The sequence below is a fragment of the Massilia sp. TSP1-1-2 genome (assembly GCF_049896185.1).
Lineage (GTDB): Bacteria > Pseudomonadota > Gammaproteobacteria > Burkholderiales > Burkholderiaceae_D > Telluria_A.
Genome location: NZ_JAFCTU010000001.1, coordinates 182,325 through 202,487 on the forward strand (window position 1 = coordinate 182,325; position 20,163 = coordinate 202,487).

At 60.8% G+C, this 20,163-nt stretch carries 20 protein-coding genes and 1 other RNA gene; 16 read left to right on the top strand and 5 right to left on the bottom strand.

Annotation, left to right across the window (positions count from 1 at the left end):
- Positions 1-42 precede the first annotated feature (42 nt).
- The 4 genes from ACP7BV_RS00860 to ACP7BV_RS00875 all read left to right on the top strand — a co-directional run bounded on the left by ACP7BV_RS00860 (position 43) and on the right by ACP7BV_RS00875 (position 2,786).
- A complete protein-coding gene (locus tag ACP7BV_RS00860) occupies positions 43-942 on the top strand; it encodes a DnaJ C-terminal domain-containing protein (protein ID WP_426100533.1) in 900 nt (299 codons plus the stop codon).
- A gap of 236 nt (positions 943-1,178) precedes the next feature.
- Complete coding sequence (locus ACP7BV_RS00865) at positions 1,179-1,769, top strand: type 1 glutamine amidotransferase domain-containing protein (RefSeq protein ID WP_426100535.1); 591 nt, start codon at positions 1,179-1,181, stop codon at positions 1,767-1,769.
- A gap of 62 nt (positions 1,770-1,831) precedes the next feature.
- Positions 1,832-2,386 carry an NADPH-dependent FMN reductase gene (locus tag ACP7BV_RS00870; protein ID WP_426100537.1) on the top strand — a complete coding sequence of 185 codons (555 nt, stop codon included), beginning with the start codon at positions 1,832-1,834 and terminating at the stop codon, positions 2,384-2,386.
- Positions 2,387-2,567: 181 nt separating this feature from the next.
- Positions 2,568-2,786: a DUF378 domain-containing protein gene (locus ACP7BV_RS00875; RefSeq protein WP_426100539.1), complete on the top strand. Its 219-nt coding sequence runs from the start codon at positions 2,568-2,570 to the stop codon at positions 2,784-2,786.
- 164 nt (positions 2,787-2,950) lie between these two features.
- On the opposite strand, the gene ACP7BV_RS00880 is transcribed toward ACP7BV_RS00875, so the two are convergent.
- Positions 2,951-3,622: a hypothetical protein gene (locus tag ACP7BV_RS00880; RefSeq protein ID WP_426100541.1), complete on the bottom strand. Its 672-nt coding sequence runs from the start codon at positions 3,620-3,622 to the stop codon at positions 2,951-2,953.
- A gap of 287 nt (positions 3,623-3,909) precedes the next feature.
- Positions 3,910-4,269, bottom strand: a transfer-messenger RNA (tmRNA) gene (ssrA, locus tag ACP7BV_RS00885).
- Positions 4,270-4,519: 250 nt separating this feature from the next.
- Here ssrA and ACP7BV_RS00890 point away from each other — a divergent pair.
- The gene (locus ACP7BV_RS00890) at positions 4,520-4,801 is read left to right on the top strand and encodes an energy transducer TonB (protein ID WP_426100963.1); all 282 of its coding nucleotides are present in this window, start codon (positions 4,520-4,522) and stop codon (positions 4,799-4,801) included.
- Positions 4,802-4,909: 108 nt separating this feature from the next.
- On the opposite strand, the gene ACP7BV_RS00895 is transcribed toward ACP7BV_RS00890, so the two are convergent.
- The 3 genes from ACP7BV_RS00895 to ompA all read right to left on the bottom strand — a co-directional run bounded on the left by ACP7BV_RS00895 (position 4,910) and on the right by ompA (position 7,234).
- Positions 4,910-5,617, bottom strand: coding sequence for an HAD family hydrolase (locus tag ACP7BV_RS00895; RefSeq protein ID WP_426100543.1), 708 nt, complete (start codon positions 5,615-5,617; stop codon positions 4,910-4,912).
- A 34-nt stretch (positions 5,618-5,651) separates the two neighbouring features.
- Entirely contained in the window at positions 5,652-6,347 is a 696-nt protein-coding gene (gene ubiG, locus ACP7BV_RS00900; protein ID WP_426100545.1) for a bifunctional 2-polyprenyl-6-hydroxyphenol methylase/3-demethylubiquinol 3-O-methyltransferase UbiG, read from the bottom strand.
- A 176-nt stretch (positions 6,348-6,523) separates the two neighbouring features.
- On the bottom strand, positions 6,524-7,234 hold the full coding sequence (gene ompA / locus ACP7BV_RS00905) for an outer membrane protein OmpA (RefSeq protein ID WP_426100547.1): 711 nt from the start codon (positions 7,232-7,234) through the stop codon (positions 6,524-6,526).
- 462 nt (positions 7,235-7,696) lie between these two features.
- Here ompA and gyrA point away from each other — a divergent pair, with 462 nt between their 5' ends.
- The 11 genes from gyrA to ACP7BV_RS00960 all read left to right on the top strand — a co-directional run bounded on the left by gyrA (position 7,697) and on the right by ACP7BV_RS00960 (position 20,145).
- Positions 7,697-10,315, top strand: a complete 2,619-nt coding sequence (gene gyrA, locus ACP7BV_RS00910) for a DNA gyrase subunit A (RefSeq protein ID WP_426100549.1) — start codon at positions 7,697-7,699, stop codon at positions 10,313-10,315.
- A 184-nt stretch (positions 10,316-10,499) separates the two neighbouring features.
- A complete protein-coding gene (locus ACP7BV_RS00915) occupies positions 10,500-11,042 on the top strand; it encodes a DUF2059 domain-containing protein (RefSeq protein ID WP_426100551.1) in 543 nt (180 codons plus the stop codon).
- 22 nt (positions 11,043-11,064) lie between these two features.
- Positions 11,065-12,153: a 3-phosphoserine/phosphohydroxythreonine transaminase gene (gene serC / locus ACP7BV_RS00920; RefSeq protein WP_426100553.1), complete on the top strand. Its 1,089-nt coding sequence runs from the start codon at positions 11,065-11,067 to the stop codon at positions 12,151-12,153.
- 37 nt (positions 12,154-12,190) lie between these two features.
- Positions 12,191-13,264 carry a prephenate dehydratase gene (pheA, locus tag ACP7BV_RS00925; RefSeq protein WP_426100555.1) on the top strand — a complete coding sequence of 358 codons (1,074 nt, stop codon included), beginning with the start codon at positions 12,191-12,193 and terminating at the stop codon, positions 13,262-13,264.
- Between the two features lie 18 nt (positions 13,265-13,282).
- Positions 13,283-14,389: a histidinol-phosphate transaminase gene (gene hisC / locus ACP7BV_RS00930; protein WP_426100557.1), complete on the top strand. Its 1,107-nt coding sequence runs from the start codon at positions 13,283-13,285 to the stop codon at positions 14,387-14,389.
- Positions 14,390-14,392: 3 nt separating this feature from the next.
- The gene (locus ACP7BV_RS00935; RefSeq protein WP_426100559.1) at positions 14,393-15,289 is read left to right on the top strand and encodes a prephenate dehydrogenase; all 897 of its coding nucleotides are present in this window, start codon (positions 14,393-14,395) and stop codon (positions 15,287-15,289) included.
- Positions 15,290-15,300: 11 nt separating this feature from the next.
- Positions 15,301-16,629 (top strand): 3-phosphoshikimate 1-carboxyvinyltransferase, encoded by a 1,329-nt coding sequence (gene aroA, locus ACP7BV_RS00940; RefSeq protein ID WP_426100561.1) that lies wholly within the window; start codon positions 15,301-15,303, stop codon positions 16,627-16,629.
- 216 nt (positions 16,630-16,845) lie between these two features.
- Entirely contained in the window at positions 16,846-17,511 is a 666-nt protein-coding gene (gene cmk, locus ACP7BV_RS00945; RefSeq protein ID WP_426100563.1) for a (d)CMP kinase, read from the top strand.
- 137 nt (positions 17,512-17,648) lie between these two features.
- On the top strand, positions 17,649-19,331 hold the full coding sequence (rpsA, locus tag ACP7BV_RS00950; RefSeq protein ID WP_426100565.1) for a 30S ribosomal protein S1: 1,683 nt from the start codon (positions 17,649-17,651) through the stop codon (positions 19,329-19,331).
- A gap of 30 nt (positions 19,332-19,361) precedes the next feature.
- The gene (locus tag ACP7BV_RS00955; RefSeq protein WP_072787195.1) at positions 19,362-19,667 is read left to right on the top strand and encodes an integration host factor subunit beta; all 306 of its coding nucleotides are present in this window, start codon (positions 19,362-19,364) and stop codon (positions 19,665-19,667) included.
- A gap of 166 nt (positions 19,668-19,833) precedes the next feature.
- Complete coding sequence (locus ACP7BV_RS00960; protein WP_426100567.1) at positions 19,834-20,145, top strand: LapA family protein; 312 nt, start codon at positions 19,834-19,836, stop codon at positions 20,143-20,145.
- The last annotated feature ends 18 nt before the right edge of the window (positions 20,146-20,163 follow it).

Consider the following 20,163-nt stretch of genomic DNA (forward strand, 5'->3'; position numbering starts at 1 on the left):
CCACACAGTACGATTGTATAAACCGGTTCCGGAGTGCTGCTCGTGGAATACAAGGACTATTACAAGACGCTTGGCCTTGCCAGCAACGCAACGGCGGAGGACATCAAAAAAGCCTACCGCAAGCTGATGCGCAAGCACCACCCCGACGTCAACAAGGCGCGGGACGCGGGCGACAAGGCCAAGGAAATCAACGAGGCGTACGGCGTGCTGGGCGACGCCGCCAAGCGCACCGCCTACGATGCCTTGGGAAGCAGGGCGCGCGCCGGCCGGCCTTTCCAGCGCGCTGATGCAGGCGCCGCCGCCCACGGCGGCAGTGGCGACGACTTTTTTTCGGACCTGTTCGCCCACGTCGGTCGCCGCGGCAGTGCGTTTTACGCCCGCGGCGAAGACATGCACGCCAGTCTTTTCATCGACTTGGCTGACGCTTACCACGGCGCCAACCGGACGGTGACTTTGCGCGTGCCCCAGCGCGACGTTCAAGGCCGGATCAGCACCCGCGAGCGCGCGCTTGACGTACCCGTTCCCAAGGGCGTGCTGCCCGGCCAGCAAGTGCGCCTGGCGGGGCAGGGCCACCCGGGCAGCGGCGGCGCTCCGCCTGGCGACCTGTTCCTTGAAATTGGCTTCAATGCAGATGCGCGGTACCGGGTGGAAGGGCGCAACGTCTACGAAAAGCTGGCCGTGGCGCCCTGGGAAGCGGCCCTTGGCGCGCATATCGACGTGCCCACGCCGTCCGGCGACGTGCAGGTGAGCGTGCCGCCCGGCTCGCAAAGCGGACGCAAGTTGCGCTTGAAAGGGCGTGGCATTCCGGGCCACCCCGTTGGCGACCTGTACCTGGAGCTCGAAGTGGTCTTGCCGCCTGCCAGCAGCCCCAAGGCGCGCGAGCTGTACCAGACCATGGCGCGCGACCTGGCCTTCAATCCGCGCGCCGCGGTTCGTGTATGACTGCCTGTCCACTGCACCGCGCATGCCCGGCTCCTCCACCGTGATGTAGTGACTATGCTACTGAGCCTGTCTTTATCGTTGATGCATAACAATCCTTGCGACGCAAAGCTGTATTTACGTACAGTGGATTTGTAAGCAAAGATGTCTGGCGGCCGAGGCGCGCGCCACGCTCTCGCAGGGGCTTTTAGAATGGCATGGCAAACTGATGCAAAACTCAATCATGCAAAGGAAATCACATGGAACAGAGCACTGGCCAAGCCTTGCGCGGCAAGCGTGTCGCGGTACTGATGACTGACGGGGTCGAGCAGATCGAATACACGTCGCCGCGCAGCTTTCTCGAGCAGCACGGCGCCACCGTAACGCTCATTTCTCCCAAGGCAAAAGGTGAGCAGGTTCAAGGGTTCAATCATGCCGACAAGGGCGACCAGTTTCAGGTAGAACTAAATGTGCGCGACGCCTCACCCGGGCAGTTCGATGCGCTCTTGTTGCCGGGCGGCGTCTCCAATCCTGACCAGTTGCGCCTTAGTAAAGAGTCGATCGACTTCATCCGCAATTTTGCTACCGAAGACAAACCCATCGCCGCTATTTGCCACGGCCCCTGGACGCTGATCGACGCCGGCGTCGCCAAAGCCAGTCACCTGACCAGCTGGCCCAGCTTGCAAACCGACTTGCGCAATGCAGGCGCCGAATGGACCGACGACGAAGTGGTCATCGACGGCAAGCTCATCACCAGCCGCAAACCGGATGACTTACCTGCTTTCAACGACGCGCTCAAGAAGGCATTGCAGATCGATGCGGCGCGCGCCGACATGGGGGCGTCGTCCTGACAGCGGCGTGATTGGCGGCATGGTAGGCTTGCATCTCCCTTGTCTTTACTTCAGGAGTTGCTGTGAGTCTGCATGTAATTGCACTATCGGGCAGTCTGCGCGCCGCGTCCGTCAACACGGCGCTGTTGCGGGCGGCGGCCGCGCTGGCGCCGCCTGGTCTGGTGGTGACCCTGTACGAAGAGATGGGCGCGCTGCCGCACTTCAATCCCGACCACGAAACGCCGGCGCCGGCCGCCGTGGCCCGTTGGCAAACACTGCTGCGCGAATGCGACGCCATCCTGATCGCCTGCCCGGAATACGCACATGGCGTGCCGGGAACATTGAAAAACGCGCTCGACTGGGTGGTCGGCACGACGGGCCTGGAAGGCAAGTCGGTGGCGCTGCTGAATAGTTCGCCGCGCGCCAGCCATGCCCAGGCTGCGCTCGCGGAAATCGTTGCCACGATGGGTTGGTCGGTGCTCGAGGCGGCATCGGTGCGCATTGCCTGCGCGCGCAAGGAGTTCGATCCGGCGACGTTGATGGACATGCCTGAATTCACCGAACCGCTGCGCGCAGCGCTGCTGATATTGGCCGAGGCTGCGCAACATCATGTTGCAAGCCGCTTTCCCCCATCCTGATCAAACTTGGCCCGCGTTCCGGTGTCGTAGATATGCACCCGGTACTTTTCATGCCGGTGCAAGTGCGCTGCCGCTGGCAGCGCCTCTGCCCATACACACCGAGGAGGTAGCAATGGCAACAATTAACGCACCTGCATCTGAACGCAGGCATCTTTCCGACAGGCGAAGCGCGACAGGTTCCATGCACAGGGCCCGGATGAACGCGCTGGACTGGGTCGCCCTGGTCTTGCTGATCGTCGGCGGCCTCAATTGGGGCCTGGTCGGCCTGTTCAACTACGACCTCGTCGCAGCGCTGTTCGGCACGCAGTCCGCCTTGTCGCGCATCGTCTATGTGCTGGTCGGGTTGTCGGCGCTGTATTCGATTTATACCAGCAGCAAGATGGCGTCGGACAAGCACTAGCCGCAACGCCCAATGGCGGTCCGGGGGAGCGCGAGCACTGCTGGCTCCCTGGTCCGGGCTGCCCGTTTCCTCTGCCGGCAAGATTGTGGCGCGGGGAGTTGCTAGCTCGGGCAGCGCCATCAGGAGCGATGTGGTGCGGCCCGGTTAAAGGTGCGCACTGGCGTTCAGCGCGGGTTTTGCACGCGAAATGCTTCCAGTTCGTCGGTTGAGCGGGTCTCCACTGCACCGGCAGGGTTGCGAAATTCGCGCTCTGCCTTGACCATTGTTTTCGTTTCGGGCGCATACCAATAGACAAAATGGTAGCGCAGGGGCGGACCGTATTTGGGCGACGCCTTGCCTGTATTGACGGCTTTTGCCACTTCCCAATGGGACTCGATCTTGAGCGCCTGAAAGGTACCCGCGCCAACCGTCACCTCGTCCGGACCGATCACCTGATAGCGCTGCGTCGTCCTGGTTTCCTTGTTGATTGCTTCCGTGTTCCAATCCATGCCCGGTACAAAGGCCGTGCTGCAGCTATGGGTAATGCCAAGCGTGCTGCCGCCAAAAAAATCAATCATGCAGGTATCGGTGTCCACCCGGCCGGCTTGGCGCCAGACGGTCGGCCCGTTCCCGCTCACTTCGCCGGACAGGGACTTGATGATGTACTGGTCGTCCGCCCCTTGCTCGGCAATCTTAAAAATGGTACGCGACTGAACCGTGATCTGGCCTTTTGACACCCGTTTGAAGGTCCAGCTGTCGCCGATGCTGACGGGATGTTGGGGCGTCTCCGGAATGTCCTCCGCTTGGCTGACCAGCGTGACGAGGAGCAAAGCAATGGCGGTGAAGGCGTTTTTCATGGGTACCTCGAAACAGACGTCGGGAAGGGCAGTGTATTCCTTGGATGAACTGCTTGCCAGCGAAATGTCTTGAGGGAACTATTGCGAGATCGGAAAACCTTGACTGGCTGGAAGATCTTCGTTCTGGCACCGACAGCAAGCCCGTCGCGAGATCGGGGGATCGAAGCGGTATGGGCGTTTTAGCGCGGTAAGTTGTCCCTCGGGCCCGCTACATGCGCGTGAAACTTGCGCCGCGGATCGGTGCGGACGAAAAAAAACCGCCCAAGGGACGGTTTTTCAGCATGCTTTGGTGGAGGCGGCGGGAATCGAACCCGCGTCCGCAAGCACTCTACAGACAGTTCTACATACTTAGCACTGCCATTTAATTTAACCGGTACAACGCGGACGTGCACGCTGTGTACAAGCGAGTTACCTATTATTTAGTCCAGTGCTAAGTAACCCAGCATCAGACGAGTCCCTGTAAATGACTCTAGAGCTTTTGACGGCCCACCCCAGGGACGAGGTGTTCTAGAGCTAGCAGCAATTAAGCTGCGAGTGCGTACGAGTTATCGTTTGCAGTTAAGTTTTTCAGGTTGTATTTACGAGGTAGCCCGCCCTCGGTATGCCCTGCGCTGCTTTGCAACCCACGTCGAAACCAGGTCGCCCCCACAGAACCTCTATTGTAGCGCAATGCCAAGCTTGGTGGCGCCCCGATTCGCATGGACTTTGTTCGCACAACTGTTGCCGTACGGCACAAAAAGAATTGCCACACGGTATTTAGTGCCGTATAGTATCTCTAACGGTCGGCCACAAGACGACCTCCTATTACCAACCTGAAACCAGGAGTTCACCATGACCACCACCCCTTTCTTCAAATGTGCCGCCGTTCTCGTTCTCGCTACCGTCGGCAACCTCGCCATGGCAGCTGAAGTGCCGGCAATTTTCGACGCCAAAAGCTGCAAGGCGGAATATCCGAAAGCATCGTTGATGAATGAAGAGCAGGGCGTGGTCTCGATGGCTTTCCTGGTGTCGGCCGACGGCAAGGTGCTCGATTCGAAGCTTGAAAAGACCAGCGGCTTCAAGGGTCTCGACAAGGCAGCACTGTCCGCGATTACCGCTTGCAAGTTCAAGCCGGGCAGCAAGGATGGCAAGCCGGACAGCACCTGGACCAAGGTCGCGTACAACTGGACCCTGGGTTAAGAATTCGTTTTACCTGTTTCTCCTCGATGATTTGATTCGGGCCGCCTTTGGGTGGCCCTTTTTTTCATCTGCGAAGTTTGTCGGCAACCGGCACGGCCGGCGCCGCTGTCAAGCCAGTTGCGTCTTGCGCTGGGGCGCGGCCTGGACATTGAGCACCAGTTCGAGCAAGTCGACTGGCGTATCAAGTAAGTGATCGGCGGCCCAGTTGACCGGCTCGATGGCGCCGCAATAGCCCCATGCGCACGCCACCGTCACCATGCCGGCAGCACGGCCCGCCTCAATGTCCCGCAAGTCGTCGCCGGCGTACCAGCAATCGGTCGGCGCCACGCCCAGCCTGCGCGCCGCTTCCAGCAGCGGCGCGGGATGCGGCTTGGCATGCCCGGTCGTGTCGCCCGAAATGATGCAGCCTGCGTGCGCCAGCCCGATCTGCGGCACCAGCGGATCGGTAAATCGGGCCGGCTTGTTGGTCACGATGCCCCACGCGATGCCCGCATGCGTCAAGCCGGCCAGCAATTCGGTCACGCCGCCAAACAGCGTGCTATGCACGGAAATATCTTCCTGGTAGTGGTCGAACCATTCCAGGCGCAATGCTTCGTAGCCCTCGTCGGCCGGCGTCAGCCCGAAGGCGGCCCCGATCATGCCGCGCGCCCCGGCCGAAGCGGTCGGGCGCAGCACGGCGTAGGGCGTGGGCTCCAGGCCGCGCTCGGTACGCAGCCGGTTGACCGCCGCCGCCAGGTCGGGCGCGGTGTCGGCCAGCGTACCGTCGAGATCGAACAGGATGGCGCGCGGGCGCGCCGGCAGGGCGGGGGAGGTCATAGGAGGATGGAGGGGTCAGGGCGCGGCAGCGCTGTTATAACGGACGGCTGCAAGCCACCATGTAATTGACATCGGTGTCCTGGTTCAGCGCGTAAATCTTGGTCAGCGGATTGTAAGTCAGGCCTTTCAAGCCGTCCACCTGCAGACCGGCTTCGCGGATGAATTGCGAGAGCTCGGCCGGCGTGACGAATTTGCCGTAGTCATGCGTGCCCTTGGGCAGCATGCGCAGCAGGTACTCGGCGCCCAGCACGGCAAACAGGTAGGCCTTGGCGTTGCGATTGATGGTCGAGAAGAAGACGTGGCCGCCTGGTTTCACCAGGGTGGCCGCCGCCTTGACGATTGCCGCAGGATCGGGCACGTGCTCAAGCATTTCCATGCAGGTCACCACATCGTACTGGCCCGGTTCCTGTGCGGCCATGTCTTCGGCGGCGATCAGTTGATAGCGCACTTGCACGCCGGACTCCAGGCTGTGCAGGTCCGCCACCTTGAGCGCCTTGTCCGACAAGTCGATGCCGGTGACGTCCGCGCCTTTTTTTGCCATCGACTCGGACAAGATGCCGCCGCCACAACCAATATCGATCACCTTTTTGCCCGCCAGCGGGGCGCGCGCATTAATCCATTCGAGCCGGAGCGGATTAATGTCGTGCAGGGGGCGGAATTCCGACGTTGGATCCCACCAGCGGTGGGCAAGTTCACTGAATTTCTGGATTTCTAGAGGGTCGGCATTCATACGGAATCAAGTGGCGGCGCGCAGCGCATCCACGCAGTCCCCGCGAATGCGGGAAACCATGGAACGCATGCACCAGGTTGCAAGATTGGGTAGCTTACAGCAAAAAAAATGCCGCCAGTGTTTAACTGAGCGGCATTTTATACCGCCCCATGCAACCGGGCGGCGCTTTGAAGCAATTACTTGCGTGTACCAACGACTTCGATTTCCACGCGACGGTTCTTGGCGCGGCCAGTTGCGGTCTTGTTGCTTTCGACCGGTTGCTTCTCGCCCTTGCCTTCGGTGTAGATGCGGTTCGCTTCGATACCTTTAGCCTGCAGGTAAGCCTTGACGGCGCCGGCGCGGCGCAGTGCCAGCTTTTCATTGTAAGCATCGGTGCCGACCGAGTCGGTATGGCCGACGGCGATGATGACCTCGACGTTGATCGCTTGCATCTTCGAGGCCAGGTCATCGAGCTTGCCTTTGCCTTCAGGCTTGAGCACCGATTTGTCGAAGTCAAACAGCGCATCAGCGGCGAAGGTGACTTTTTCCGAAGCGATCACTGGCGGAGGAACAACGACGGCTGCCGGTGGCTGTACCGCTGGCGGTGGCTCGACCGGAACGACTGCTGGCGGCGAGGTCACGCATTTGCCGTTTTCCAGCTTGGCTGGCTCAACGCAAATTGGCAGGTCGCAGCCTGGCACGGCGTCAGCCGGGGTCCAGTAACCGGTACGCCAGCACAGACCGAATGGATTGCGGACGATGACACCGCGTGCATCCTGCACGTAAGCGCTGTGCGGCTTGGCGGCCTGGATGTCGGTCGTCAACGGTGCGAACGGCGGCGAGCTTTGGGCCAGTGCGCTGCCTGCAACCGCGCTTGCGGCCAGCATGAACATCAAGAATTTTTTCATTATATTTTCTTCCTTTCGGGGGGGGAAATCCGCAGCCAATACTGCGCACTTGGGCGTATGAACAAGATAGGGGGCTTGGCGAATGGCCAAATCCCGCTTGCCCCGGCACTGCCTTATTCCGCTTGTGAAACCGGCAATTAACTTATCAGCCATTTTGCCACAGCAGCCCAAATAGCACGACCGCGCTATTCATTCATACGCATTTGCGTGCCCGGATGTTGTATTCGTGCAACATCGTGTCGCGCGTCGAATAGCAGTTTGACAAGCTTCCCTCGCACCCGTCCGCTTCCCGCCGTGAACTCAGGAAATAGCCTGCTGCTATACGGCGCATGCTAAAATCCCACGCTTCTGTTGATAAGATCGGCGTTTACACCGTGTCGTGCGCCGTTCGGATCGGCAGGGGCCAAGCATGCAGCGTTTGCGTACAGCTACTATAACCACAGCCTGAGATCAGTCCCGCCAATGGATCAATTCGCAAAAGAAACAATCCCCATTTCCCTCGAAGAAGAGATGCGCAAGAGCTATCTCGATTACGCCATGAGCGTGATCGTGGGCCGCGCCTTGCCGGACGTGCGCGACGGCTTGAAGCCGGTGCACCGCCGGGTCCTTTTCGCCATGCACGAAATGAACAACGTCTACAACCGGCCGTACGTCAAGTGCGCCCGCGTGGTCGGCGAGACCATGGGTAAGTACCACCCGCACGGCGACGCGTCGATTTACGACACGCTGGTGCGCATGGCCCAGGATTTCTCGCTGCGCTACACGCTGGTCGATGGCCAGGGCAACTTCGGTTCGGTCGATGGCGACTCCGCCGCGGCGATGCGTTACACCGAGTGCCGGCTGGACAAGATCGCCAGCGAAATCCTGGCCGACATCGACAAGGATACGGTCGACTTCCAGCCCAACTATGACGGCAAGGAAAAAGAGCCGACGGTGCTGCCAACCCGCATTCCCAACCTGCTGATCAACGGCTCGTCGGGCATCGCGGTCGGCATGGCCACCAACATCCCGCCGCACAACATCACCGAAGTAATCAACGGCGCGCTGCATGTGCTGCGCAACCCGGATTGCTCGATCGATGAGCTGATCGAGATCATTCCCGCGCCCGACTTTCCCACCGCCGGCATCATCTACGGCGTTTCGGGCGTGCGCGACGGTTACCGCACCGGTCGTGGCCGCGTCGTCATGCGCGCCAAGACCCACTTCGAGGAATACGGCAAGGATGGCGGGCGCATCGCGATCATCGTCGACGAGCTGCCTTATCAGGTGAATAAAAAGTCGCTGCTCGAGCGCATCGCTGAAAACGTGCGCGACAAAAAACTCGAAGGCATTTCCGACATCCGCGACGAGTCCGACAAGTCCGGCATGCGCGTGGTCATCGAACTGAAGCGCGGCGAAGTGCCGGAAGTGGTCCTCAACAATCTGTACAAGCAGACCCAGTTGCAAGACACCTTCGGCATGAACATGGTGGCGCTGGTCAACGGCCAGCCCAAGCTGCTGAACTTGAAGCAGATGCTGCAGTGCTTCCTGTCGCACCGGCGCGAAGTGGTCACGCGGCGCACCGTGTTCGAACTGCGCAAGGCGCGCGAACGGGGCCACATGCTCGAAGGCCTGGCCGTTGCGCTGGCCAATATCGACGACTTCATCGCCATCATCAAGGCCGCGCCCACGCCCCCTGTCGCCAAGACCGAACTGATGGCGCGCGCCTGGGATTCGTCCCTGGTGCGTGAAATGCTGCTGCGCACCGCCGAAGGCACCACCATCGGTGGCGTCGAGGCCTTCCGTCCCGAGCACCTGCCCAAGCACTACGGCATGCAGCCGGACGGCCTGTACAAACTGTCGGACGAACAGGCGCAAGAGATCTTGCAGATGCGCCTGCAGCGCCTGACCGGCCTTGAGCAGGACAAGATCGTCAACGAGTACAAAGAGATCATGGCGCACATCGCCGACCTGCTCGACATTCTCGCCAGGCCGGAGCGCGTCACCGTCATCATTACCGATGAAATGACCTTGATCATGAACGAGTACGGCGCCGGCAACAAGGACGTGCGCCGTTCGACCATCGAGCACAATCCGACCGACCTTGGCACCGAAGACTTGATCACGCCGCAGGACATGGTCGTCACGCTCTCGCACACCGGCTACATGAAGTCGCAGCCGATCGGCGAATACCGCGCCCAAAAGCGCGGCGGGCGCGGCAAGCAGGCCATGGCCACCAAAGAAGAGGACTGGATCGACCAGCTTTTCATCGCCAACACGCACGACTACATGCTGTGCTTTTCGAACCGCGGCCGCATGTACTGGCTCAAGGTATGGGAAGTGCCGCAAGGCTCGCGCAATTCGCGCGGCAAACCGATCGTCAACATGTTCCCGCTGCAGGACAATGAGAAGATCACGGTCATCTTGCCGCTGTCGGGCGAGAACCGGACGTTCCCGGAAGACCATTACGTGTTCATGGCGACCAGCCTTGGCACCGTCAAAAAGACGCCGCTGCGCGACTTTTCCAATCCGCGCAAGGCCGGCATCATCGCGGTCGACCTGGACGATGGCGACTTCCTGATCGGCGCCGCGCTGACCGACGGCGAGCACGATGTGATGCTGTTCTCGGACTCGGGCAAGGCGGTGCGCTTCGACGAGAACGACGTGCGTCCGATGGGCCGCACGGCGCGCGGCGTGCGCGGCATGAACCTCGAGGAAGGCCAGAACGTGATCGCGCTGCTGGTGGCCGAGAACGAGCAGCAGTCGGTGCTCACGGCAACCGAGAACGGTTTTGGCAAGCGTACCCCGATCACCGAGTACACGCGCCACGGCCGTGGCACCAAGGGCATGATCGCGATCCAGACCAGCGAGCGTAACGGCAGGGTCGTCGCCGCCACGCTGGTCGAGCCGAGCGACGAGATCATGCTGATCACGACCGGCGGCGTGCTCATTCGCACCCGCGTGTCCGAGATTCGCGAGATGGGCCGCGCCACGCAAGGCGTGACTTTGATCGCCGTCGAAGACGGCACCAAGCTCTCGGGCCTGCAGCGCGTGGTCGAAACCGACCTTGAAGACGTCGATCTCGAAACGCCGCCGGAGTAAGGCTGCAAGGGGCGCTGTTTCATGCGAAAATAATAGTGCCCCAAGCGCATGAATCAACGTAGGGCGGAAAAGCGAAGCGCATTCCGCCATTGCGAGCGTCCACGTGGCGCTTGGAATGGCGCAATGCGCTTTCGCTTTTCCGGTGGGGCGCCGAGCCCTTACGATAACCAGACACGTCCCGGATATGAAAAAGATCGCCACCGTATTTTTCGCCGCACTGGCGTTCATAGCGCCATCGCTGTGGGCGCAAAGCGCTCCCGTGACCGACCCCGCCACCACCGCCGCCGTCAACGAACTGCTCACCGCCATGAAGTACCGCGAAGTGATGCTGGCCTCCTTCATCAAGCTCGAGCAAGACATGCCGTCCATGATGACGGCAGGCGTTGCCGCCGCGCTGGAAAAAAACACCAAGCTCACCGCCGAACAAAAAAAGAAAGCCATCGACAAGGCGGCCAAGGAAATCCCGGCGGTGGCCGCCACCTTCGGCGCCACCTTTCGCGACCCCAAGCTGATGGATGAACTGCTGGCCGAAATCGTGCCCCTTTACGCGCGCTACTTCAGCGTGGAAGAGCTTAAACAAATGGCCGCTTTCTACGAAACGCCCGCCGGCACCAAGATGTTGTTCCTGACCCCGCGCCTGAGCTACGAAGCGCTGCAGATCAGCCAGAAAATTGTCATGCCAAAGATCGGTGCTGCCATCGGCAAGCTCACTGAAGCAACTCACTGAAGAAAAATAACCAAGGATCGCCGTGACCCACATTTACAATTTCTCCGCCGGCCCCGCCGTGCTGCCCAAAGAAGTGCTGGAACAGGCCGCCGCTGAAATGCTCGACTGGCACGGCAGCGGCATGTCGGTCATGGAGATGAGCCATCGCGGTCCCGAATTCATCTCCATCTATCAGGCTGCCGTGCGCGACCTGCGCGCGCTGCTGTCGATTCCCGCCAATTACCAGGTGCTGTTCCTGCAGGGCGGCGGCCTGGGCGAAAACGCCATCGTGCCCATGAACCTGGTCGCGCGCATGGCGCAGCCGGCCACGATCGATTTTGTCCACACCGGTTCCTGGTCGGGCAAGTCGATCAAGGAAGCGCAGCGCTACGCCGACGTCAACGTGGCCGCCACGTCCGAGCCCGGCCACTTCACGTCGGTGCCGCCGCAGGAATACTGGAAGCTCACGCGCGACGCGGCCTATGTCCACATCTGCACCAACGAAACCATCGACGGCGTGGAATACAACTTCGTGCCCACCATCCAGGGCGACACGCCGCTGGTGGCCGACATGTCTTCGCACATCCTGTCGCGCGAAATCGACGTCACCAAGTACGGCGTGATTTTCGCCGGCGCCCAAAAGAACATCGGCCCGGCGGGCCTGACGTTGGTCATCGTGCGCGAAGACCTGCTCGGCCACGCGCTGCCGATCTGCCCGTCCGCCTTCGACTGGAAAATCGTCGCCGACCACGATTCGATGTACAACACGCCGCCCACTTATGGCATCTACATCGCCGGCCTGGTGTTCGCCCACCTGCTGCGACAGGGCGGCGTGGCCGCAATGGAAAAGCGCAACATCGCCAAGGCCGCGCTGCTGTATGCTGCCATTGACGTCGATGATTTCTACGAGAACCGGGTGGCCAAAGACTGCCGCTCGCGCATGAACGTGCCGTTTTTCCTGCGCGACGAAACACGCAATGAACAATTCCTGGCCGGCGCAAAAGCGCGCGGCCTGCTGCAACTGAAGGGCCACAAGTCCGTCGGCGGTATGCGCGCATCGATCTACAACGCGATGCCGATCGAGGGCGTGCAAGCCCTGGTCGATTATTTGAACGAGTTCGCCGGTCGCTAACATCCACCGGTGCCAACCACCAGAATATTGCTGACCCATGACAGACAAACTGACACCCTTGCGCGAACAGATCGATGCGATCGACGCCCAAATCCTTGCATTGCTGAGCCGGCGCGCAGAACTGGCGCAGGAAGTGGGCCACGTCAAGGCCGAGACCAACGCCCCCGTGTTTCGCCCCGAACGCGAAGCGCAGGTGCTGCGCGGTGTGGCCGAACGCAATCCGGGTCCGCTCAAGGGCGCCGAAGTGCAGACCATTTTCCGCGAGATCATGTCAGCCTGCCGTTCGCTGGAAAAGCGCGTTACCGTCGCTTACCTCGGCCCGTCCGGCACCTTCAGCGAGCAGGCCGTGTATCAGCAGTTCGGCAGCGCTGTGGAGGGTTTGCCGTGCATCTCGATCGACGAAGTGTTTCGCGCGACCGAGGCGGGCACCGCCGACTTTGGCGTGGTCCCGATCGAAAATTCATCTGAAGGGGCGGTCAACCGCACGCTCGACCTGATGCTCGGCACCACCACCATCATCAGCGGCGAAATCTCGATTCCCGTTCACCACAGCCTGATGACCAAGTCCGGCACCATGGACGGCGTGACGGTGGTGTGCGCCCATTCCCAGGCCCTGGCCCAGTGCCAGGTGTGGCTGAACCAGCATTACCCGGCCCTGGAGCGGCGCGCGGTGGCCTCCAACGCGGAGGCGGCCGTCATGGCCAGCAAGGACCCCGCCATGGCGGCGATTGCCAGCGAAATGGCGGGCGAGCAGTACCGCCTGGGCGTGGTCAATGGCCACATCCAGGACGACCCGCACAACCGCACGCGCTTTGCCGTCATCGGCCACTTGCAGACCAATCCTTCGGGCGAAGACCAGACCTCGCTGGTGCTGGCCGTGCCCAACAAGGCGGGCGCCGTCTACAACCTGCTCGCGCCCCTGGCCGTGAATGGCGTGTCAATGACGCGCTTTGAATCGCGCCCGGCCCGCATCGGGACCTGGGAATACTATTTTTACGTCGATATCGAAGGCCACGTCCAAAATCCCGCAGTTGCCAAGGCGCTCGAGGAATTGAAGGACAACGCCGCATTTTTCAAGGTGCTGGGATCCTATCCGCTCAGCCTCACCTAAATCATAAAGAGACAGTCCATGCCACAGCAATTCGGTCCAGAATACGTTCGCGCCATCGCCCCCTACCAGGCCGGCAAACCCATCGCCGAAGTGGCGCGCGAGTTCGGCCTTGACGAAGCAAATATCGTCAAGCTCGCTTCCAACGAAAATCCGTTCGGCGTGCCCGAGTCGAGCAAGCGGGCCATGGCTGCGGCCGTGGCCGACCTGGGCCGCTACCCGGACGCCAACGGTTTTGACTTGAAGGCGGCGCTGGCCAAGCGCTACGACGTGCCGGCCGACTGGATCACGCTGGGCAATGGCTCGAACGACATCCTGGAGATCGCGGCCCACGCGTTTGTGCAGAAAGGCCAGGCCGTGGTCTACGCGCAGTATTCGTTCGCCGTCTATGCGCTGGCGACTCAGGGAGTGGGTGCGCGCGCGATCGTGGTTGGCGCCAAAGACTATGGGCACGACCTGGACGCCATGGCCGCGGCGATTGACGCCGACACGCGCCTGGTCTTCATCGCCAATCCGAACAACCCAACCGGCACCTTTATTCCCGCCGCCGAGATCGAAGCTTTCTTGGCCAAGGTGCCCGCTGGCGTGGTGGTGGTGCTTGACGAAGCCTACAACGAGTTCCTCGCGCCCGAGCAGCAGTTCGAGTCGGCCCAGTGGGCCAAAAAGTATCCCAACCTGCTGGTCTCGCGCACCTTTTCCAAGGCCTATGGCCTGGCCGGTTTGCGGGTCGGCTTTGCCATCGCCCAGCCGGCGCTGACCGATTTGATGAACCGCATTCGCCAGCCGTTCAATGTCAATTCCATGGCCCAGGCAGCGGCGATTGCGGCGCTCAACGACAAGGCCTTCCTGGAGCAGGGCGCCAAGAACAACGCCGCCGGCTACGCGCAATTCATTGAAGCGTTCGATGAACTGGGCTTGCAGTATGTGCCATCGTTCGGCAATTTTGTGCTGGTCAAGGTTGGTAGTGATGACGGCGCTGGCGCGCGCGTGAACCTGGCTTTGCTCAAGCAGGGCGTGATCGTGCGCCCGGTGGGCAATTACGGCTTGCCGCAGTGGCTGCGCATCTCGATCGGCCTGCCGCAGGAAAATGCGGTCTTCATCACGGCATTGAAAAAGGCGCTGTCCTGAGTGATGAATAAGGTCGTCATTGTCGGCGTTGGACTGATCGGAGGCTCGTTCGCGCGCGCCTTGCGCGCCGCCGGTGCGGTCAAGACGCTGGTCGGCGTGGGGCGGTCCCACGCAGCGCTGGCGCGCGCGCTTGAACTGGGCATCGTTGACCAAGTGGCTTCCATCGAGGCGGCAATGCAGGGCGCCGACCTGGTGCTGATCGCAGCGCCAGTTGCGCAGACCGGTCGCATTCTCGCTTCCATGCTGCCGTTCCTCGAGCCGCACACCGTCATCACGGACGCGGGCAGCACCAAGACCGACGTGGCGCAGGCGGCGCGCGCGGCGCTGGGCGAGCGGGTAGGGCAGTTCGTGCCGGGCCACCCGATTGCGGGACGCGAAACCAACGGTCCGGACGCGGCCATCGTCGACCTGTACCAGGGCAAAAAGACGGTGCTCACGCCCTTGACCGAGAACGCCGCAGCCGATGTGGCGCGCGTTGCCGCCGCCTGGACGGCGTGCGGCGCCGTCATCCATCACCTCACGCCGCAGGAGCATGACAAGGTCTTCGCCTCGGTCTCGCACCTGCCGCATTTGCTTGCCTACGCGCTGGTCAACGACATCGCCGCCAAGCCGCATGCCGCTTTGCTGTTCCAGTTCGCGGCCAGCGGCTTTCGGGACTTTACCCGCATCGCCGGTTCCTCGCCGGAAATGTGGCGCGACATCACGCTGGCCAACCAGCCCGCGCTTTTGGCCGAGCTGGACGCCTATCTGGCACAATTGACAGGCTTGCGCGCCATGCTGGCCGCCGGCGACGGCGCCGGCATTGAAGCCGTCTACGCCAACGCGCAGCGCGCCCGCTGCCGCTGGATCGAAGCCATCGAGGCCGCAGAAGCACCCGCATCACCCGACACCGCAGAATAGGATCACCCACAATGCAGCAAAAACACTATCCGCAGCACATCGACATCAAGCCCGTCATGCACGTGGAGGGCGTGGTCCGTCTGCCCGGATCGAAAAGCATTTCCAACCGCATTTTGCTGCTGGCCGCGCTGGCCGAAGGCACTACGCTGATCCACGACCTGCTCGCGTCCGACGACACGCTCGTCATGCTGGGCGCGCTGCGCTCGCTTGGCATCGAGTGGAACCAGGTGAACGACCATACCCACATGGTGTACGGTGGCGGCGGCGTGCTGCCGCATCACACGGCCGATCTGTTCATGGGGAACGCGGGCACCGCGATCCGGCCGCTGACGGCGGCGCTGGCGGTCATCGGCGGCGACTTTACGCTGCATGGCGTCTCGCGCATGCACGAGCGGCCCATCGGCGACCTGGTCGACGCCTTGAATGCGGTCGGCGCGCAGATCGAATACACCGGCGTGCAAGGCTATCCGCCGCTGCGCATCCGGCGCGGGCATATCCATGCCGAGCGCATGTCGGTGCGCGGCAATGTGTCGAGCCAGTTCTTGACGGCGATTCTGATGGCCGCGCCGCTGATGGCCAGGGAGCATCCGGTCTCGATTGACGTGGTCGGCGAACTCATTTCCAAGCCATACATCGAGATCACGCTGAACCTGATGCGCCGCTTCGGCGTGACGGTGGAGCAGGACGGCTGGCAGTCGTTCACCGTGCAGCCGGGGCAAAAATATGTCAGTCCGGGCGAGATCCACGTGGAAGGCGATGCGTCGTCGGCCTCGTACTTCTTGGCAGCCGGTGCGATTGGCGGCGGTCCGGTGCGGGTGGAAGGCGTTGGCCGCGACAGCATCCAGGGCGACGTGCGCTTTGCCGAGGCGCTCGAGCAGATGGGCGCCACCATCACCCGGGGCGACAACTGGATCGAGGCGACTTCGAACGGTGTCCTGAAGGCGATCGACGCCGACTTCAATCATATTCCCGATGCGGCGATGACGATTGCCGTGGCCGCCTTGTATGCGGACGGCACCAGTACATTGCGCAATATCGCCAGCTGGCGCGTGAAGGAAACCGATCGCCTGGCGGCCATGGCGACCGAACTGCGCAAGCTGGGGGCGGTGGTGGTGGAAGGGGCCGATTTCATTTCCATCACGCCGCCGGAGGTGATCGCCGCAGCCACCATCGAGACCTATGACGATCACCGCATGGCGATGTGTTTTTCGCTTGCCACGCTGGACGGCAAGGCGCGCCGCGGCAATCAGATGCGTATTCTCGATCCCAAGTGCGTAGCCAAGACGTTTCCGGATTATTTTGAGGCGTTTGCCGCGATTGCGCGGGAAGAGCTGTTTTAAGTGCGTTTCTACGTCGCGTGTGACGGTATTGCAGAATGCTCCAGAACCAACTGGCTACCCATAAATCGCGATATGTGAGACTTCGAAAATCAAAACGACATCGTCCTCGCACCTGCGCGAGGACGATGTAACTTTGCGCAGATGCCCCTTTTACAACAGCTTCGTGGGCGCCGACCCATGGAACGTGCTGCTTTTAAGCTAACAAGGTTAATAACAATGCCAACAACCCACATCCCAGTCATCACCATCGACGGTCCGACCGCCTCGGGCAAGGGAACCGTCGCCCACAAAGTGGCCGACCGCCTCAAGTTCCACTACCTCGACTCCGGCGCACTGTACCGCCTGACCGCCCTGATGGCGATCCGACGCGACACGCCCTTGAGCGACGAGCACGCACTGGCCAAGATCGCCGAGCACTTGCCGGTCCACTTCGACCAGGGCGAAATCTTTCTCTCCCATGAAAACGTGACCCAAGCCATCCGCGCCGAAGCCGTTGGCAACATGGCATCGAAAATAGCCGCTTTCCCCACCGTCCGGCAAGCCCTGTTCGCGCTGCAGCTGAACTTTCGCAAGATGCCGGGGCTAGTTGCCGACGGGCGCGACATGGGGACGGTGATTTTCCCCAATGCAAAATTGAAGGTGTATCTCACCGCGAGCGTTGCGGCCAGGGCGCAACGCAGATATAAGCAATTGATTGACAAGGGATTTTCTGCTAGCATGGAAGACCTTCTGTCGGATTTGCAAGCGCGCGACGACCGTGATACGAATCGCGCGATTGCCCCGCTGGTGCCGGCGGAGGGGGCGCATATTCTGGATACTTCCAATATGACGGCCGATGAGGCCCTTGAGGAAGTGCTGAAATACTACGCAGCAGTCAAATAGCGGTAGCAGGTGCCTGACCAGGCAATAGTGCTTGTGCAGGCGTGGTTCAACCTAACCCAGTTTAAGTCGCGTCGTGCGAACTCTGCTGGCTAACTCGTGTAAATCATATGTCAACAGCAACAACTGAAGTAAGCGGTATGGAAAGTTTTGCAGCCCTGTTTGAGGAATCGTTGTCGCGTCAAGATATGCGCTCCGGTGAAGTCATCTCCGCTGAAGTCGTGCGCCTCGACCACAATTTCGTGATCGTCAACGCTGGCCTGAAGTCGGAAGCTTTCATTCCTATCGAAGAATTCAAGAACGACCAGGGCGAACTGGAAGTTCAAGTCGGCGATTTCGTTTCCGTAGCGATTGAATCGCTGGAAAACGGCTTCGGCGATACCATCCTGTCGCGCGACAAGGCCAAGCGCCTCGCATCGTGGCTGGCACTGGAAAAAGCCATGGAATCGGGCGAAATCGTCATCGGTACCGTCAATGGCAAAGTCAAGGGCGGCCTGACCGTTCTGACCAACGGCATTCGCGCGTTCCTGCCAGGTTCCCTGGTCGATACCCGCCCTGTCAAGGACACCACCCCGTTCGAAGGCAAGACGCTCGAATTCAAGGTCATCAAGCTCGACCGCAAGCGTAACAACGTCGTTCTGTCGCGCCGCGCCGTGATCGAAGCTTCGATGGGCGAAGAGCGCCAGAAGCTGATGGAAACGCTCAAAGAAGGTACGGTTGTTACCGGTATCGTCAAAAATATCACCGACTACGGCGCGTTCGTGGATCTGGGCGGTATCGATGGCTTGCTGCACATCACCGACCTGGCATGGCGCCGTGTACGTCACCCGTCGGAAGTGTTGACGGTTGGCCAGGAAATCACCGCCAAGGTCTTGAAGTACGATCAGGAAAAGAACCGCGTGTCGCTGGGCGTCAAGCAACTGGGCGACGATCCTTGGACCGGTCTGTCCCGTCGTTACCCACAGAGCACCCGCCTGTTCGGTAAAGTCACGAACCTCACCGACTACGGCGCATTCGTTGAAGTCGAGCAGGGTATCGAAGGCCTGGTCCACGTTTCCGAAATGGACTGGACCAACAAGAACGTGGCGCCAAACAAAGTTGTCCAGCTGGGCGACGAAGTGGAAGTCATGGTTCTCGAGATCGACGAAGAGCGCCGCCGTATTTCGCTGGGCATGAAGCAGTGCAAAGCCAATCCGTGGGATGACTTCGGCGTTACCCATAAAAAGGGCGACAAAGTCCGTGGCGCAATCAAGTCGATCACCGACTTCGGCGTGTTCATTGGCCTGGCCGGCAACATCGACGGTCTGGTGCACCTGTCCGACCTGTCCTGGACCGAAACGGGCGAAGAAGCAGTGCGCCGTTTCAAGAAAGGCGACGAGCTGGAAGCCATCGTGCTGGCCATCGACGTCGAGCGCGAGCGCGTTTCCCTGGGCGTCAAGCAGCTCGAAGGCGACCCGTTCAACAACTTCGCGGCAATGAACGACAAAGGCTCCCTGGTAACGGGTACGGTCAAGTCGGTCGAGCCTAAAGGCGCCGTCATTGGCCTGTCCGAAGAAGTCGAAGGCTACCTGCGCGCTTCCGAAATCTCGCGTGACCGTGTTGAAGATGCTGGCACCCACCTGAAGGTTGGCGACAGCGTTGAAGCACTGGTGATCAACATTGACCGCAAGGCTCGCAGCATCCAGCTGTCGATCAAGGCGAAAGACAATGTCGAGACCCAGGAAGCGATGCAGAAAATGGCGTCGACCTCGGACAGCAATGCCGCTTCGGGCACCACCAGCCTGGGCGCACTGCTCAAAGCTAAGTTCGACAACAAGAACTAAGTGCAGCACTGAGATCGGGAGCCTTGCCAGATGACGAAGTCCGAACTGATCAACCGCCTCGCTGAGCGTTATTCTCAGCTGGTGGCCAAGGATGCGGAATATGCTGTCAAGACCATTCTTGATGCAATGACCAATGCTTTATCGACTGGCCAGCGCATCGAGATCCGTGGTTTTGGGAGTTTCGCCCTGAACAGCCGGCCGCCCCGCATTGGGCGCAATCCCAAGTCCGGCGACAAGGTGATGGTGCCTGAAAAACGGGTGCCCCACTTCAAGCCGGGCAAGCAATTGCGCGAGCGGGTCGACGCGATGGTCGGGCAACCGATTATCGAGGACTGAGTCGTTTGGCGACTTCCAGAGACGGCATCTTCGGGTGCCGTTTTTTTATGCCTGCGCGACCACCACATCGTCCTCGCGTGCGCGAGGACGATGTGGGGGTAATTTAGTGCCTATCTATTTGGTGTAATATGCAAGCCTCACGATCACTTTACCCCGGGCAGTTCTGATGAAATTCGTTTCCTCCATCGTCGGCGTCATTCTGTTCATCCTGTTTTTCGGCTTCGCGATGAAAAACGATCATCCGGTCGACCTGAATTTCTTCCTCGGCTATGAATTGCGCGGGCCTTTGGTGTTGATGCTGCTCGCGTTTTTTGTCGCCGGCGCCGCGTTCGGCATCCTGGCCGTCACGCCCACCGTCTTTCGTCACCGCCGCGAAACCAGCAAGCATAAGACCACGATCCAGGCGCTGCAAAGCGTCGCCCGTACCGGCCCCACCCAGCCCGCGCCGGACAGTGTGAATACCCACATCGCGCCATAACAATACTAAGAACAAAAG

Coding starts and splice junctions, on each gene's coding strand:
- ACP7BV_RS00865 (WP_426100535.1), top strand. CDS start 1,179: ATGGAACAGAGCACTGGCCAAGCCTTGCGCGGCAAGCGTGTCGCGGTA.
- ACP7BV_RS00875 (WP_426100539.1), top strand. CDS start 2,568: ATGCACAGGGCCCGGATGAACGCGCTGGACTGGGTCGCCCTGGTCTTG.
- ACP7BV_RS00880 (WP_426100541.1), bottom strand. CDS start 3,622: ATGAAAAACGCCTTCACCGCCATTGCTTTGCTCCTCGTCACGCTGGTC.
- ACP7BV_RS00890 (WP_426100963.1), top strand. CDS start 4,520: ATGGCAGCTGAAGTGCCGGCAATTTTCGACGCCAAAAGCTGCAAGGCG.
- ACP7BV_RS00895 (WP_426100543.1), bottom strand. CDS start 5,617: ATGACCTCCCCCGCCCTGCCGGCGCGCCCGCGCGCCATCCTGTTCGAT.
- ubiG (WP_426100545.1), bottom strand. CDS start 6,347: ATGAATGCCGACCCTCTAGAAATCCAGAAATTCAGTGAACTTGCCCAC.
- ompA (WP_426100547.1), bottom strand. CDS start 7,234: ATGAAAAAATTCTTGATGTTCATGCTGGCCGCAAGCGCGGTTGCAGGC.
- gyrA (WP_426100549.1), top strand. CDS start 7,697: ATGGATCAATTCGCAAAAGAAACAATCCCCATTTCCCTCGAAGAAGAG.
- ACP7BV_RS00915 (WP_426100551.1), top strand. CDS start 10,500: ATGAAAAAGATCGCCACCGTATTTTTCGCCGCACTGGCGTTCATAGCG.
- pheA (WP_426100555.1), top strand. CDS start 12,191: ATGACAGACAAACTGACACCCTTGCGCGAACAGATCGATGCGATCGAC.
- hisC (WP_426100557.1), top strand. CDS start 13,283: ATGCCACAGCAATTCGGTCCAGAATACGTTCGCGCCATCGCCCCCTAC.
- ACP7BV_RS00935 (WP_426100559.1), top strand. CDS start 14,393: ATGAATAAGGTCGTCATTGTCGGCGTTGGACTGATCGGAGGCTCGTTC.
- aroA (WP_426100561.1), top strand. CDS start 15,301: ATGCAGCAAAAACACTATCCGCAGCACATCGACATCAAGCCCGTCATG.
- cmk (WP_426100563.1), top strand. CDS start 16,846: ATGCCAACAACCCACATCCCAGTCATCACCATCGACGGTCCGACCGCC.
- rpsA (WP_426100565.1), top strand. CDS start 17,649: ATGGAAAGTTTTGCAGCCCTGTTTGAGGAATCGTTGTCGCGTCAAGAT.
- ACP7BV_RS00955 (WP_072787195.1), top strand. CDS start 19,362: ATGACGAAGTCCGAACTGATCAACCGCCTCGCTGAGCGTTATTCTCAG.
- ACP7BV_RS00960 (WP_426100567.1), top strand. CDS start 19,834: ATGAAATTCGTTTCCTCCATCGTCGGCGTCATTCTGTTCATCCTGTTT.